Below are 15,719 nucleotides of genomic sequence, written 5' to 3' on the forward strand. Positions count from 1 at the left end.
ATCGCGGACCGGGAGGAAACTGATGAGCAATGCCGATCTTTCCAGGCCGCTGGCCGGAATTCGTGTTGTCGAGCGTGCCAGCGGACCGGCGGCAGCCTATGCCGGCCGCCTCATGGCAACGCTCGGCGCCGAGGTGACGGCCGTCGAACCGGCTGGCGGGTCGTCGTTGCGACGCGCGGAACCCTTTCTTTCCGGCACGAAGGTAAGCGCGCTGTTCGCCTACCTTTCTGCCGGCAAGAAATTCTCCAGTGCCGATCCGCAGGCGGACCGGACCGCGTTCGAAGCGCTGCTCGACAGCGCGGACATCCTGATCGAAGACGTGCCGCTGCGCGACAAGGCCGCTCTCGGTCTTGCGCCCGACGCCGTGGAGGCGAGGTTTCCGAACCTCGTCCACGTCTCCGTACTGCCCTTCGGCGCCACGGGGCCGAAGGCGGACTGGAAGGGCGAAGAGATCAATCTCATCCATGCCTCGGGCGAGGGCAACCTGCTGCCGAACGGCCTGTCGCTGGACATGTTTCCCGAGCGTCCGCCGCTCAAGATCCATGGCAACTTCATGCAGTTCCAGGGTGGTGTCGGGGCACTGCTCGGCGGCCTCGCGGCGCTTTGGGCGAGACCCACCGCAGGCGGCCAGTTCGTGGACATCTCGGTGCAGGAATGCGGCGTCGTCGTCGGGCTCTTCGCCATCCAGCAGCTGGGGGACGGCTTCAAGGAGCGCCGGCAGAGCCGGTCGTTCCGCTATGGCGGCGTCATGCCCTGCAAGGATGGCTTCGTCGAGCTCCTGACCATCGAGGACAAACAGTGGCGATCCTTCGTGACGCTGATGGGCGATCCGGAATGGGCAAAGGAAGAGGGCTTGCAGGATCCCCTGGCCCGCGGCCGGCGCGGTGAGGAGATCAACCGGCACCTGCGCGCCTGGACGGCGACGCAGACCTGCGACGACCTGGTGACGCGCGGACAGGCCTTCGGCGTGCCGCTCGCAAAATATGCCACGCCGGCCGAAGTGCTGGACGGCGCCCAGGAAAACGCCCGGAAGATTTTTGCATCCGTCGCGATCGAGGGCGTGGGGGAGCGCCGTGTCTTCGTCGCGCCCTACCGCTTCGGCCCCGAACCGCTGGCTCTGGGGGGAAGCCCGGCTTCGGCCCCGGTGCCCGCCCAACCGAAAGCGCCGGTCTCCTCGGCGTCCGCTTCCGGCAGGCCGCTCGCGGGTGTTCGCATCCTCGACTTCACCATTCACGCGGCCGGACCGTTCGGCACGCACATGCTGGGCCAGCTCGGGGCCGAATGCATCAAGGTGGAGACGTCGAAGCGGCTCGACATGTTCCGCCGTCCGCATCCCGTCTACGGACGGATGGAGCCATCGACCTTCGCCCATGTCGTGGCCGACAAGAAATCGATCCGGATCAATGTGAAGAAGCCGGAGGGGGTGGCACTCGTCAAGCGCATCACGGCGAAGTCCGACATCGTCGCGGAAAGTTTCCGCGCCGGGGTCATGGATCGCCTGGGCATCAGCTTCGCGGAATTGGCCAAGGTGAAGCAGGACATCATCATGCTGTCGTCTTGCGCCTGCGGGCAGACCGGGCCGGACGCGCATTTCGCCGGCTACGCGCCGCTCTTTGCCGCTTGGGGCGGGCTTGGCACGCTGTCGGGCTATGAAGACGGGCCGCCGCTCGAAATCCGCCATGTGATGGACCACTCCGTCGGCCTCAATGCCGCGAGTGTCGCCTTGGCGGCCCTGAGTTTCCGCCGACGCACCGGGCAGGGCGCGCATGTCGACCTGGCCGCACGCGAGATCGCCAGTGCGCTGATCGGCGAGGCGCTTCTCCAGACCGACCACGGGGATGAACCGCAGCGCATGGGCAACCACCATCTCGGCATGGCGCCGCATGGTGCCTATCCGGCGAAGGGCGAGGATTGCTGGGTGTCGATAGCGGTGGCGAACGACGACGAGTGGCGCGTGCTGGCCGGCCTGATCGGCGGGGCCGCGGCTGATCCCTGCCTCGCCACGGTTTCGGGCCGTCTCGGCAGCCGGAGCAGGCTGGACGGCCTTGTCGGTGCATGGACCCGCAACCACGACGCCGAGGAGATTGCCGTGTTGCTGCAGCAGAACGGCATCGCCGCCCACGCCTCCTGGACCCCCGAAATGGTCGTCGCCGACCCGCATATGCGCGAGCGCGCCGCGATCCGGGATATCGTGGTGGGCGGCGTCGTGCGGCCGGCGGTCAGCGTTCCGGCCCGTTTGTCGAAGACGTCCGGCCGCGGCATCGAAAAAGGCGCGCCGGCCGCACTCGGCGGAGACGAGGACTATGTCTATGGGGAGCTGCTGGGCATGTCCCGGGCCGAGCGCAGTGCCCTCGAAGAGGCCGAGGTGATAATCTAACCTCACGTTTTCAGGCAAAACGAAAGAGAGAAAAGTGATGTCGGATTCATTCGTGATAGATCGTGCCAGGACCGCCGTGGTCGTCATCGACCTGCAGATGGGGGTGGTGAACCGCAAGACGGTTCCCCATGCCGCAGCGACCGTCGTCGCCAATACGGCGCGCCTGCTTGCGAAGGCGCGTGAGGTCGGGATCAAGCCGATCCTCGTCTACGTGGACAGCTCTTCCGATGGCAACGATTTCGTCAAGCCGGACTGCGACCGGCCGACGAGCCGGGACGGCCTGCCGGCGGACTATTCGGTGCTGGCGCCGGAACTCGATCGCCAGCCGGAAGACCTCGTCGTGATGAAGCGCAACTGGGGTGCATTTTACGGAACGGATCTCGAATTGCAGCTGCGCCGCCGCGGCTATACGACGATCATCCTGTGCGGCATCGCGACGGAGTTCGGCGTGGAGAGCACCGCCCGCGACGCGTTCGAGCGCGGCTTCAACCAGGTTTTCGTGTCTGATGCCATGACCGCGTTCAGCCAGATCAGCCATGACAACGCGATCGAGCGGATATTTCCGCGCCTCGGTCGTGTCCGAACCACCGATGAGGTGATCGCCATCCTCTGACCAGGCCGTGCAGTATGACAAGATCTGTGGAGCAGCCCTGTCATGTCTGGCATTACCTTATAGATTACAATACGTTCGTTAACCTGAGGAAAGACGCAAGGTTTCAGAGGCTATCGGAATGTCGCAAAGTCCTATGAACTTCGGCACCAAAGAGGTGCAGATTGCGCATTTCTTGCGGGAAGGAATCATTTCTGGACGTTTCCCGCCCGGCACGCGGCTGAAGCAAAACGACTTGGCGGAGATGCTTCGCACAAGCATCACGCCGATACGCGAAGCGTTGAAGCAACTCGCGGCCGAGGGCTATGTCGAGGGGAATTCCTATCGTGGCGCCATCGTCGCTCCCTTCGATGCCCGCGCCTCGGCGGAGGTGCTGAACCTGCGCAATATTCTAGAATCGGAGCTGGTGCGCGAGGTCGTCAAATACGTTACCGAGGACGACCTGCGCGAGGTGCGGGAGCTTGCGAAGGAATTCGAGGAGGCCGCCGGCCGCGAGGACAGCATGCAGGCGCGGGGCGCCAATTATCGTTTTCACATGCGGCTGTATCAGGTCGCGCAGATGCCCCAGGCCCTGCACTTCGTCCAAATCCTCTGGGCTCGTTATCCGTTCGACCAGATCAACCGGATCTCCGGTCGCGCCCAAAGGGCGGCCGAGGAACATGCCGAACTGCTGCGCCACATCGCCAACCGCGATGTGGACGGCGCCTTGCGCGCGACGCAGCGCCATATCGAAACGGGCTGGTCGGAACTGCGCGACGTGCTGGTGCTGCCCAAGGACGGGGAAACCAGCCGCTAACGAACCGTCGGCAACCCGAGATCCAGGCCGGAGCCGTCGAAGGCGACGCGGAGTTCGGGATTGCGCGAGGGCAGGATGACGGTCGCCAGGCCGGGCGTGGTGATTTCGCCGCGCTGGTTCTCCGCCCACAGTTCGATATCGACCATCGCATGCCCGTCGCGGATATATTTGCGGCTGTCCTTCCCTTGCACCAGGTGGTGTCGCCGACGGTGTTGAAGCGCCGCATCTCCGTGCGGATCCGGCGCAGGATGCCGGCGTCTCCCATCCAGTTGGTCACCAGGCTGCACATCCAGGACGAGCGCTGCGGTCCGTAGTCATAGGTGCCGGGCACGCCGACCTCGCGCGCCGCGGTCTCCCGGTGATGGCCGATGCCGGTATATTCGACGCCGCCGCCGGCTTCCGGATTGCGGAAATAATGCCCGGGATGCTTGACGGCGCCGCGCAGCACGATGCCATGCGTATGGCCGCGCCCCGACGCCACCAGGAAGCCCAGTGTATCGAGGAGCGTGAGCGGCCCCCGCACGATCGGTGGCAGTAGGTCCCCTTCCTGCACGTCCTCGAAATAGCGGACTTCGGCGCCGCGGATCTCGGATTCCTCCCGCAGGATCGCCGCCTCTATCGCCTGCAGTTCCTCGTCGCTATACCGGCTTTTGCGGATGTCCTTGTATTTGCCCGCCTCGCGCGCCGCCTTGCGCTCGTGCCGCGTGCAGGTTCCGATCGCCCGGGCGATAAGGTCGCCGTTCTGGTTGACATAGGACGCCTCGACATATTGAAGCACCAGCCGACCGGAGAACCGGCTTTGCTTCTCCTCGATGCCGAGGACGCGTTCCACTGCCGAGACGCGGTCGCCGGGCCTGAGATATCGGAACAGCTCCCAGTCGCTGCCGGCGTAGAAGCCGTGCACGCCCGGCAGGCCCCAGCGGGTGCGCCCGACCCAGCCGAAGGCCATCGGGAACATCGGGTGGCCCACCATCGTGCCGAGCCGCGAATTGCGGCCGTGTTCCTCGTTCCTGAAGAGCGGGTTCACGTCGCCGATGCCGTTGCAGAAGGTGGTCAGCGTATCGAGGCTGGCATCCTGGAGATAGGGGCCTTCAGGACGCAGATGCAGGCCGATCATCGCTCTTGCCTGGGCGATTGCCTCGTCCGTGATGCTTCCCTCGCTCGGGGCGGAACCGACTTCGATTTTCTCGTTCATGGTCATGGGCTCGTTAGGGTGAGCTGGCGCCGAAACCCGTGTCGCTTGACGGCCGGCGCGGCGCCTTGGGCAGCAGTCCGCCTCTGGAAGGAAGTCCGGCCAACGTTATGAAAAGGTCGCGGTTGCGTCAACGCAAAGCGCACCACCCGCGTCCAGCGACCGGACCTTTACATGGCCGTCCTCGTTCCAGCCTTCGAGGCGAAGCGTGTTTCCGTGGAAGGCGGGGTGGAGTGCCTTGAACGTGAATCCCGTCATGACCGATCCGTCCTGTATCTCCCCGGCGAGCTTGGCAAGCAATGTCGCCTGAAGCGGTCCGTGCACGACGAGGCTCGGATAGTTTTCCTCTTCCCGCGTATATTCCAGATCGTAATGGATGCGATGGCCGTTGCCGGTGAGGCACGAATATCGAAACAGCAGGAGGGGATCGGGCACAAGCTCGACGCTGGTCGCGCCGGCGCACGCCGCCTCCGCGGGTTCCGGCGCGCGGCCGGATGCGTCTCTTGGCCCGAGATAGACGAGGTCCTGTTCCTCCAGGATGGTCGGGCCGTATGGCCCGCTGATCTCGTGCCCGATCGTCACGATGACGATGGCGCCCGAGCGCCCGACCCGTTCCTTGACGTTCAAGATGGTGCTCTTGCGCGTCACCTCGTCGCCGGCCTGCAAGGGTGTCAGGAAGGAAATCCGACCGCCGGCATACATGCGGCGGGGGAGGTCGACCAAGGGCGGCAGGAAGCCGCCGCGGCGCGGATGCCCGTCCGCGCCGATGCCGGACGGCCGGGGCCATTCCTGGAACAGCATCCAGTGCCAGAGCGGCGGCAGCGTGGTCGGCTCGTCGATATCCAGGGTTGCCGCAAGCCGCCTGAGCGCATGCCTGCAGATGACATCCCTGCGAATATCCGTTCGGCCGACATAGTCCTGGACATTCATTCGGCAAGGTCTCCTTCGGCTGCGCGATGGTGGCGATTGATCGCGGGACCGGGCATGGCAGGCGGTCCGCCCGGCCTTCCGGCAATATTCGCACCTGCGATCCGGCAATTTCTGCAAAGCATCCGACTGAGCAATTCGACACACCGCGAGTAGTAATGCATTATGCATTATCTAGCATCGCTCTTTCCTGATGGGAAGTCCCCTTCGGCCGAAAACTACGTTGGCCCGAAAAGGGGGCTTCCATCCCCATCGGAAAACAGGCATTATATTATGCATAATCCATAATAATGGGCGTGCAGCATTCGAGCGTCAAAGCCGTTTGCAGACCCGGAAAAAAGCAGCAGAGGTAGCAATGGCGACGAGGGCGGCATCTTCAATCGGCAAGGCGCGGAGCCTGTTGTTCGTTCCGGCAAACCGGCCGGACCGGTTTTCGAAAGCGCTGGCCAGCGGTGCGGATGCCGTCATCATCGACATGGAGGATGCCGTTGCGACCGCCGCAAAGGCCGAAGCCCGGCGCGGTCTCGTGGAATGGGTGCTGTCAGCGCCTGAAAGGCTGGCACTGCTCGGCGTGCGTGTCAGCAGCGCCTTCTCGCGCGCCGGCCTGGATGACCTTCGGGAGCTTGCGTCCGTCGCGCATCTTTTCGATTTCATCGTGCTGGCGAAGACGGAGAGCGAGGCCGAAGCGCGGCTTGCGGCGCAGCATTTCGGCGGCGTCCCGCTCGTTTGCACGGTGGAGTCGGCGCGCGGCGTCGCCAATGCAGGCGCCATCGCCGGCGCGCATGCGAGCGTCGAGGCGTTGGCGCTCGGCGGGGCGGACATGGCGGCGGATCTGCGTGCGGAGATCGGCTGGGAGGCGCTGTTCCTGGCACGGGCGACCATCGTCAATGCGGCCAGCAGCGCGGGCATCGCCGTCCTGGACATGCCGTTCTTCAACATATCCGACGAGGCCGATCTAGCCGCCGAAGCCCTGCGCGTCCGTGCCCTGGGCTTCACCGGCAAGCTCGCCATCCACCCGGCGCAGGTCGCGGTCCTGAACCGGGCGTTCAGCCCCACCGAAGCCGAGATCGCGAAGGCGAGGGACCTGCTCCAGGCCGTTGCCGCAGGAAGCGATGCCGTCAGGATCGACGGCGAAATGATAGACGAGGCCGTGCTGCGCTCGGCGCGACGCATCGTTGCCATGGCGTCGCCGTAGAAGAGGCCGCGAACGGACCGCCGATCGTCTCATGATCCCCATCTCGCACCGCATACGAGAAAGCTGTTCCCTATGACGTTTCTCACCGAGCCCGAACCGCCGCGCGGCATCGCTATTCCCGTTCTCGACGGAATAAGGCGGATCGTCGCGCGCAACCGCGGCCCGATGACCTATCACGGGACCAACACCTATTTGATCGACGCGCCCGGCGGCGTCGCCGTGCTAGACCCCGGCCCCCTCGACGAAGAGCATGCGCTGGAGGTGCGCGACGCCGCAGGCGCGCCGATCACCCACATTCTCATCACCCATGCGCATCACGACCACATCGGCAATGCGGCCGCGTTGCAGGCGCTGACCGGCGCGCCGGTCTATGCCTACCCGACGAATGCCGTCGGCATCGTGCCGGACGTCCCGTTGCACAATGGTGACGAGATCCTCGGCATGACCTGCCTGCACACGCCCGGCCATGCGCCGGATCACCTGTGCTTCCTGCGGCCGGACGGGATTGTCTTTTCAGGCGACCACGTGATGTCCTGGCGGTCGACCGTGGTGAGCCCGCCGCATGGCAGCATGGCGGCCTATATGAACAGCATCCGGCTGCTGCTCGACCGCGGCGGGGTGCTCTATCTGCCCGGCCACGGCCCGCCGCTGCCCGATCCCATGAAGGCGGTGCGCAAGCTCTACACGCGCCGCAGCGAGCGGGAGCGGGAGGTCGTCGCGGCCTTGGCGCAAACGCCCCGCTCGGTTGCCGACATGGCGGATGAACTCTACGGCAATATCAGCGAAGCACTCCGTCCGGCGGCGGAACGCAACCTGACGGCCCATCTCATCAAGCTCGCGCAGGACGGCCTGGCAATCGAGGACGACGGCCTGTGGCGCTCCGCCTGACCCAACTGCAACTGCGTGCCTTATCCGTCACTCTTCTAGAGCGTTAGCTGATGACATTCGGCGGTTGATCACCATATTTAAGGAGGTGTCAGTTTAAAGGTCGTATTTGCAACGGGAGTTATTACGGTGAGTGCACTGCAGAGGGGCATGTTTTTAGGCTTCGCCGCGGCATTTTTGGGGATGGCCGTGGGCCTTTCGTCCGGTGACGCCAAGGCCGCGGATTGCCGGTCGGACCCCGCGCCCGAAATCGATTGGAGCGACTGCGCCAAGAAGAGCCTGATGCTGAGCGGCAACGACTTCACCGGCGCGAATTTCCGGGATGCCGATTTGAGTTCGACCGACATGCGCAATACCACGCTGACGGGGGCCGATCTGGAGAAGGCGACCCTGGTCCGGACCTGGTTCACCGATGCGCGGCTGGACAAGGCGAATTTCGCAAGGGTCGAGGCCTATCGATCCATCTTCAAGAACGTTTTTGCCCAGGGGGCCTCGTTTGCATCCGCCGAACTTCAGCGCGCTGCGTTCAACGGTGCCGACCTGACAAATACAAGTTTCGAGAAAGCGGATGTCAGCCGCGCGGACTTCGATGAGGCGATCCTCTCGGGCGCGAGCTTCGCCTATGCGAACCTTGCGCGCGCCGATCTGAGCGAGGCAAAAGTAGAGAGAGCGCTCGGCTTTAACAGGGCGTTCATGCTGTTGACGCGGATTGAGGGGCTGGATCTGTCCGGTGCTACCGGTCTCGACCAGTCCCAAATCGACATTGCTTGCGGCGACGCCGAGACCAAGCTGCCGAACGGCCTTACGACGCCGACCTCATGGCCTTGTGCACAGGAATGAGACGTTTCTTCTTCTCGTGTCTCTCCCTGTAGGTTTTGGCAAGCGAACGCAACTACAGAGCGCGCTCGCCCCAACGTTCCGCCAGCGCCAAACATTCCTGCCAGGGGACAATCGCGCCCGTGGTCGAGATGCTGCGCAGCGATGCGGCTGCCGTGGCGTGGGCGAGGCGGAGGCATTGTTCCATGCTCCAGCCTTCGTGGATGCCGTAGAACATGCCCGCGGCAAAGGCGTCGCCAGCACCGTTCGCCCCGAGCACTTCCGTTTCGGGAATGGCGACGGGTGGCAGCGTCGCGGTCTCTCCGTCGCGCGTGACGGCGATCGCGAAGGCGGGGCAGTGGACGGCGACCATTTTCATGGCGCCACGTTCCAAAGCAATGCGCGCGGCACGCTCGCAGGCCTGCCGGTCGGTCGCCTCCGCGCCCACGGTCTCCACGCCTGCAATCGCGCCGATCTCCATGTCGTTGACGATGAGGAAGTCGAGATGGGGCAGGCAGGGTGCCACGAGCGCCGCCATCAGGCTCTTTTCGATGCTGGCCAGTTCGAGATTGGTCTGAAGGCCTGCGGCGCGGGCTTTCTTGAGTACGGCGACCCAGCCGTTCGGCTCATCGTGCCAGGGACTGTCGAGCGTCCTGTGAACGCCCGGCAGGCCGAGATGGAGATAGCGCATGCGGGTGGTGGAAAAGTCGAAATGGTCCGGCGTCAGGAGCGCCCCCGTGCCGGCATGGAAGATATGGGTGCGCCGGTGCGACTTGCGCGAGACATAGGCGTCGCAGAACTGCGTTGCGGCGGCATCGGTTATCGCCATCTGGCGCGTGTCGATGCCCGCCGCCTCGGCCGTCGCCTTGAGGTAGCGGCCATCGTCGTCGTCGCCGACGAGGCCGACGGTCTCGACCGGCATGGACGGGTCGAGGCGCTTCATGTCGAGCGCTAGGTTGCAGCTCGACCCGCCGCCGTGGCGCTCCTCCTCGAAGAGCTCGGCAAGGCCGTCCTCACCCGGCCAGTGGCTGACGCTGCGATTGTAGTCGGCGCACCACGTTCCGCCGGTGAGGAAACCTCGCCGCGCGCTCGTCATTTGCTCTGCTCCGGCTTGAGGACGGCTTCCGTTACCTCGTTGTCCTTGGCGAACTCGCGGATCGGCGTGATATCCTCTTTCGTAAGCGCCGCGTGATAGGCCTTCACGGCTTCAGCGGGGGAAATATTGCCGGAGGCGACCTCGCGCATGAAACGCACCATCGCCAGCGGATCCTCCGCCAGATTGATCTTGCGGCCGAACAGCGCCACGCGTGCACCAAAACGTTCGGCCTGGTGCAGCAGTTCGAAGCAGTCGCGGGTGGTGCCCGCACCGCCGCCGAGCACGCCGACGATGACGCTCGGATCGTAGGAGGCAAGCTCCTCCATCGCCTTGGCGCCGTTGAACGGGATCTTCAGGAATTGCGGCCGGTCCGCCTTCGTGACCCCGGCAATGCAGCGCATCAGCACGTCGTTGACATAGTGCGGCACCGTCTCGGGCGCGATCCTGGAGTCAACATTGGGATTGAACACTTCAAGGAAGTATTTGAAATTGTTGCGCGCGGCATCCTCGCGAAAGGCCCCGAAGGCTTCCAGCGCCTGGTAGTCGCGGTCGAGATCGTTGTTGAAGGTGATGGAATAGAGGCCGAGATCGGTGCCGGTGATCGGCGCGCCGGGGGCGGGATCGATAGTGCCGGTCGCGACGCGTGACAGGGAGGCGCTGCGGAAGGGGCGGGAGGCCTGCTGCGAATAGGTGGCGCCGCGGCAGACCCAGACGTCGGTCGTGTCGTTGGCACGGATCGCCGGCTTCACCGCGCTGCCGCGATAGACACCCATGTCGATCAGCGCCTCCATGTTGGAGGCCGAGGTCAACATGATGTCGACGATATCCTGCTCGACGACGGCGCGGATGTTTTCGAGGAATTCCGGGCGGGTATAGTGGCGCGACCATGTGCCGTCCTTTGCCCGCCTGGGGCCGCAGGAGGTGATGCTCGGCCCCATGTCGCCGTCCTTGGCGTCGGCGATGATGAAGTCGTTGCGGGTGTATTTTCCGGCGCGGATGCGGGCGAGCTTCTGGTCGAGGCGATACATGGATTGGCTCCGTTCGGTATGGTCCGGCCTGTCGGGAACCGGACGGGAAGGATCAGGCGGTGGCGGCCCCCGTCATGATGGCGACCACGTCGTTCATGGAATGGGTTTTCGGTGTCACCACCGCGGCGCGTCGGCCGAGCCGCATGATGTGGATGCGGTCGGCGATATCGAAGACATTCGGCATGTTGTGGCTGATGAGGACCACGGCGAGGCCGCGCTCGCGGATCGAGCGGATGAGTTCCAGCACCTGGCCGGTCTCGCGCACGCCGAGCGCTGCCGTCGGCTCGTCCATGATGACGAGTTTTCGCGCGAAGAGCGCTGCGCGGGCGACGGCGACCCCCTGCCGCTGGCCGCCGGACAACGCTTCTACTGCATTGTCGATCGACGGCAGGCGGAATTTCAGCTCGCTCATGGCCCGCCGGGCCTCTTCCCGCATCCGCTTCTTGTCGAGGCGGCGGAAGATGCTGCCGAGGATGCCCGGTGCACGCAGTTCGCGACCGAGGAAGAGATTGGAGGCGATGTCGAGCGCCGGCGCCATGGCGAGATCCTGGTAGACCGTCTCGATGCCGGCATGGCGCGCATCGAGTGGTCCGCGGAAGTGGACGGGCGCGCCGTCAAGCAGGATTTCGCCGCTGGTCGGATGCAGGGCGCCGGTCAGCGCCTTGATGAGCGTGCTCTTGCCGGCGCCGTTATCGCCGACGACGGCGAGGATTTCGCCGGCGTGCAGCTCGAAGTCGACGCCGGCGAGCGCCGTGACATGGCCATAGGTCTTCACGACGTTGCGCGCTTCCAGCACGACATGGGACGGCGTCTCGGTGTTGGTTTCGAAGGACATCAGTTCCTCCTCCGCGACATCTGGTCGAGGGCGACGGCGATGATGACGAGGATGCCGGTCACGAGGTCCTGCCAGAGCGGATCGATGCCGGCGAGCGTCAGGCCGTTGCGCAGCACGCCGACGATGAGGGCGCCGATCAGGGTGCCGATCAGCCCGCCACGGCCGCCGAACAGGCTGGTGCCGCCGATGACGACGGCCGTGATGGAATCGAGGTTCGCCGTCTGCATTGCGTTCGGATCGGCATTCGGGATGCGGCCGAGCGCCAGCCATGCGGCGATGCCGTAGATGAGGCCGGCGACGAGATAGACGGAGAGCAGGTGGCGGCGCACCGGGATGCCGACGAGGCGGGCTGCCTCCGGATTGTTGCCGATGGCGTAGACGTGGCGGCCCCACTTGGTCTGGTTCAGGAAGTACCAGACGACGGCATAGAGCGTGAACATGATGAGCACGCCGTAGGTCAGCACGAAGCCGCCGAGCTTCATCGTATTGCCGGTCCAGGAGAGGAACGGGTCGCGCACGGCGAAGGCGCCGCCTTCGGAGATTAGGCGCAAGGCTGCCGTCAGGATGCCGAGAATGCCGAGCGTGACGATGAAGGGCGGCAGCCTGAGACCGCTGACGAGCCCGCCCGCCGCAAGCCCCGCGGCCGTGCAGACCAGCACGGCGAAGCCCATCGAGAGAACGGGGTCATAGCCGAGATTGACCAGCTTGCCGGCGACGATGGTGCCGAGCACGCAGATGGCGCCGACGGCGAGGTCGATGCCGGCCGTAAGAATGACCAGCGTCTGACCGATCGCCAGCACGCCGATGATGACCGTCTGCTGCAGGATGATCGACAGGTTGTGGGTGGCAAGGAAACGCGGATTGGTGAGCGCGAAGATCACGCAGAAACCGATGAGAACCAGCAGCGGCCCCGCGGAAGGTGCGCCGATGATGCGGGCCTTCAGGCTCGGGGATGTCTCGGGCGGAGAAGCGGTGGCTGTGTTCATGGAAACCTCATGCTTCGGGGGCGCCGCACCCCGACGGATTGCCGTGGCGCCGTCGCGCCGTGACCGATGGACCCCCGATCGGGATCACGACGGCGCCCGCGCCAAGGGAGGCGCGTGACCGTGCGTGATCCCGCCGGGAGAAGGCCGATCAATCGCCCCAGCAGTTTTCCAGGCCCCAGGCCGTATCCTTCGATTCCAGGCCCTCGACGGGCTTGTCGGTGATCAGGAAGGAACCGGTATTGACGAAGCCGCTCGGCTTTTTGCCGGTCGCGGCATATTCCGCCACGGCATCGATGCCCATGGACGCCATCTTGTAGGGGAACTGCATGACCGTTGCGGCGATCTTGCCGTCCTTGACATCGCGCACGCCCGCGCAGCCGCCGTCGATGGAGGTCAGCATCACGTCGCTTTCCTTGCCGAAGGATTTGAGCGCCGCATAGGCACCGGCCGCCGCCGGCTCGTTGATCGTGTAGACGGCGTTGATATCGCCGTTCTTGGAGAGCAGGTTCTCCATGCCGACCTGACCCTTGTCCTGCGCGCCGTTGGTGATGGCGGCGCCGGCAATGGACGGGTCACCCTCGGCGATGCCGAAACCCTTCAGGTAGCCGTCATGGCGGAAGGTATCGACCGTGCCGCCCGGCGTTCCGTCCAGCATGGCGACGACCGCTTTCGTGTCGCCCATCGCCTTGCGGGCATAGGTGCCCTGCTGCACGCCGGCCTCGAAATTGTCTGTCGCGAAGGTGGCGTCGACCGCGTCGGCGGGGTCGGTCGCGGTGTCGAGCGCGATCACCAGAACGCCGGCCTCGCGGGCCTTCTTGATGATGTCGAGCATGCCCGACGAGTTGTTCGGCGTCACCAGGATGCCCTTGGCGCCGGCGCTGATCAGGTCCTCGATGGCGGCAACCTGGCCTTCGTTGTCGCCGTCGAACTTGCCGGCGCGGGCGATCAGCTTGACGCCCTTTTCCTTGGCGCGGGCTTCTGCGGCCTGGCGCATTTTGGCGAAGAACGGGTTGACCTCCGTCTTGGTGACGAGGCCGACGATGACCTCCTGCGCCGAGGCCGAGCCGGCGCCGAAGGCGACGCCGAGCATCAGGCCGAGGGCGCTGATGCCGGCCTGGAGAGCTTTGGAACGTGCGGACGTGCGAATGCGATGAAACGACATGAAAACCTCCCAAAATCTACGATACCGCCGAGCCTTTGGCTCCGTGGCGGGCCGGCCTCTCCTCAAAGGCCATGCTGGATTAGGTCACTCCTTTTGGATAAAGTCAAATAGTAATAACTTCTCTTTTGTATATTTTTGTCCATAAATGGCTATGGCCTTGTTTTGCCAGTTCAACCCTCCAGGCGGCGCAGCGCATGCATGGCGGCATGAAGGGGTTTTTGGCGGGAAAGATCGCGATAGACGGCGTAGGCCGAGTGGTAGGCCTGAACACAGCCCGGGCGCGGCAGCACGCGGGCGATGTCCCTTGCGCCAAACCGCTCCGCGCCTTCCGCGTAGGTGCTGACCGTCCCGCCGGCAACCGCGCCGTGGATGGCGGCGCCGACAGCCGTCGCGTTGGCGATCTCCGGGATGTCGACGGGGCGGTCGAGCACATCGGCCAGGATCTGGATGAGCAGCGGATTGGCGCGGGCAAGGCCGCTGGCCATCAGCACGCGCTCCGGCACGAGGCCGCTCTCCGGGAAGAGGTCGAAGATCGCTTTCGCGCCGAAACAGAGGCCTTCCAGCAAGGCGAGATAGATTTCGGCGGCTGTCGTCTGCCGTGTCAGCCCCGCCAGAAGGCCGGAGAGATTGCCATCTGCAAAGGGAACACGGTTGCCGCCCCACCAGTCGAGGGCGACGACCCGCCCGGCCGCCGGCGCAAGCGTGGCAGCCTCCTCGTTGTAAGCGTGAAAACTCTCCTGCATGTCGCTGCCGCGCGGGAACGTTCTCACGAACCAGGCAAGCGTATCGCCAAAACTCGGCTGGCCCGCCTCGTAGCACCAGAGCTGGCGCATCGAGCCGTCGAAGGCCATGCCCTCGATGCCGGGCGGTAGCGGGCGCTGGATGTCGCTGAGATAGAGATAGGCGGCCGAGGTGCCGAGCGCGCCAACGAAGCAGCCCGGTGAAACGGCGCCGATAGCCGGCAGCACCACATGGGAATCGATTACGGCGACGGCAACGGTCGCGCGGCCGCGAATGCCGGTGAGGTCGCGCCATTGCGGCGAAAGCGGGCCGGCCGCGGACCCAACGGGAAGGGGCGTCGCGAGGCGTCGGTCGAGGCCTGCCACCACGCCCTGCGGATAACCCGCATCGCCGGAAAACTGCGCCTTGTAGGCGGCAAAGCCGAGGCCGCGCGCCTCCCTGCCGGTAAGTTGCCAGACCAGCCAGTCGCCGCCCTCGATGAAGCGGTCCGTCTCGGCCCAGACGGCGGGGGCCTCCGCGGCGATCTGCGCGGCCTTGGCGAGCAGCCACTCCCCGGAAAGCCGCCCGCCGAAATTGGCGAGAAAGGGTGCCGGCCTGGCATTGATCGCGTCGGCATAGGCCTGCGCATTGTGTTTCCACAGCTTGACATAGGCATGCGGATCGGACGGGCGGAGGCGGGAAAGGGGCGCACCATCGGCGCGGGCGGGCAGGGGGGAACTGGCGGTGAAGCCGATGCCGATGCCCTCGACGATGCGGTCCCGCCCCAGCCGCGAGAGGATTTCGAAGGCCGCTTCGGTATAGTCGTCGGCGTTCTGCAAGGCGAAATCCGCCGGCAGGGGCGTTCCGTCGGGCAGGTTGCGGGTGAGAATGCCGTGTCGGTAGGCATGGACATGGCTTGCCACCTGGCTTCCGGTCGCGACCTCGATCAGCACGCCCCGCGCCGATTCCGATCCGTAATCCAATCCGATAAGGTAGGTGTCCAAGGGGCTTCTCCGTCTGGCCGTACGGAGAATATATACAAAATAAAACATAATTCGCAATCTTATGTATTATGTTATACATAAGTGCAGGCG

General features: G+C 65.0%; 13 protein-coding genes and 1 pseudogene. 6 read left to right on the top strand and 8 right to left on the bottom strand.

The annotated features are described in order from the left end of the window. Positions 1–22 precede the first annotated feature (22 nt). The 3 genes from J2Y63_RS01045 (at position 23) to J2Y63_RS01055 (ending at position 3,783) form a co-directional block, all read left to right on the top strand. Positions 23–2,377 carry a CoA transferase gene (locus tag J2Y63_RS01045; protein WP_435264529.1) on the top strand — a complete coding sequence of 785 codons (2,355 nt, stop codon included), beginning with the start codon at positions 23–25 and terminating at the stop codon, positions 2,375–2,377. Positions 2,378–2,414: 37 nt separating this feature from the next. Further along, positions 2,415–2,990, top strand: a complete 576-nt coding sequence (locus J2Y63_RS01050; RefSeq protein ID WP_435264530.1) for a hydrolase — start codon at positions 2,415–2,417, stop codon at positions 2,988–2,990. 133 nt (positions 2,991–3,123) lie between these two features. Next, positions 3,124–3,783, top strand: a complete 660-nt coding sequence (locus J2Y63_RS01055) for a GntR family transcriptional regulator (protein ID WP_435264531.1) — start codon at positions 3,124–3,126, stop codon at positions 3,781–3,783. A gap of 784 nt (positions 3,784–4,567) precedes the next feature. Here the strand turns inward: J2Y63_RS01055 and J2Y63_RS01060 are convergent. Next, positions 4,568–4,984: pseudogene (locus J2Y63_RS01060) on the bottom strand (FAS1-like dehydratase domain-containing protein); the annotation flags it as partial. Between the two features lie 99 nt (positions 4,985–5,083). Continuing rightward, complete coding sequence (locus tag J2Y63_RS01065) at positions 5,084–5,905, bottom strand: FAS1-like dehydratase domain-containing protein (RefSeq protein ID WP_435264532.1); 822 nt, start codon at positions 5,903–5,905, stop codon at positions 5,084–5,086. A gap of 352 nt (positions 5,906–6,257) precedes the next feature. Here J2Y63_RS01065 and J2Y63_RS01070 point away from each other — a divergent pair, with 352 nt between their 5' ends. From J2Y63_RS01070 to J2Y63_RS01080, 3 genes are all read left to right on the top strand, one after another. Continuing rightward, on the top strand, positions 6,258–7,097 hold the full coding sequence (locus J2Y63_RS01070) for an HpcH/HpaI aldolase/citrate lyase family protein (protein WP_435264533.1): 840 nt from the start codon (positions 6,258–6,260) through the stop codon (positions 7,095–7,097). Between the two features lie 72 nt (positions 7,098–7,169). Beyond that, positions 7,170–7,985 carry an MBL fold metallo-hydrolase gene (locus J2Y63_RS01075; protein WP_435264534.1) on the top strand — a complete coding sequence of 272 codons (816 nt, stop codon included), beginning with the start codon at positions 7,170–7,172 and terminating at the stop codon, positions 7,983–7,985. 180 nt (positions 7,986–8,165) lie between these two features. After that, positions 8,166–8,822, top strand: coding sequence for a pentapeptide repeat-containing protein (locus J2Y63_RS01080; protein WP_435265023.1), 657 nt, complete (start codon positions 8,166–8,168; stop codon positions 8,820–8,822). A 52-nt stretch (positions 8,823–8,874) separates the two neighbouring features. On the opposite strand, the gene J2Y63_RS01085 is transcribed toward J2Y63_RS01080, so the two are convergent. From J2Y63_RS01085 to J2Y63_RS01110, 6 genes are all read right to left on the bottom strand, one after another. Beyond that, positions 8,875–9,894: a carbohydrate kinase family protein gene (locus tag J2Y63_RS01085; RefSeq protein WP_435264535.1), complete on the bottom strand. Its 1,020-nt coding sequence runs from the start codon at positions 9,892–9,894 to the stop codon at positions 8,875–8,877. Further along, positions 9,891–10,922 carry a hypothetical protein gene (locus J2Y63_RS01090; RefSeq protein ID WP_435264536.1) on the bottom strand — a complete coding sequence of 344 codons (1,032 nt, stop codon included), beginning with the start codon at positions 10,920–10,922 and terminating at the stop codon, positions 9,891–9,893. Before J2Y63_RS01090 ends, J2Y63_RS01085 begins: the two co-directional genes overlap by 4 nt. Positions 10,923–10,974: 52 nt before the next feature. Beyond that, positions 10,975–11,757, bottom strand: a complete 783-nt coding sequence (locus J2Y63_RS01095; RefSeq protein ID WP_435264537.1) for an ATP-binding cassette domain-containing protein — start codon at positions 11,755–11,757, stop codon at positions 10,975–10,977. After that, complete coding sequence (locus J2Y63_RS01100) at positions 11,757–12,743, bottom strand: ABC transporter permease (RefSeq protein ID WP_256115053.1); 987 nt, start codon at positions 12,741–12,743, stop codon at positions 11,757–11,759. The genes J2Y63_RS01095 and J2Y63_RS01100 overlap by 1 nt, the downstream gene beginning before the upstream one ends. Before the next feature lie 148 nt (positions 12,744–12,891). Next, the gene (locus J2Y63_RS01105; protein ID WP_256115052.1) at positions 12,892–13,905 is read right to left on the bottom strand and encodes a substrate-binding domain-containing protein; all 1,014 of its coding nucleotides are present in this window, start codon (positions 13,903–13,905) and stop codon (positions 12,892–12,894) included. A gap of 170 nt (positions 13,906–14,075) precedes the next feature. Then, the gene (locus J2Y63_RS01110; protein WP_435264538.1) at positions 14,076–15,629 is read right to left on the bottom strand and encodes an FGGY-family carbohydrate kinase; all 1,554 of its coding nucleotides are present in this window, start codon (positions 15,627–15,629) and stop codon (positions 14,076–14,078) included. Positions 15,630–15,719: the final 90 nt, after the last annotated feature.

It is taken from the genome of Shinella sp. BE166, assembly GCF_051201095.1.
GTDB classification, from domain to species: Bacteria; Pseudomonadota; Alphaproteobacteria; order Rhizobiales; family Rhizobiaceae; genus Shinella; species Shinella lacus.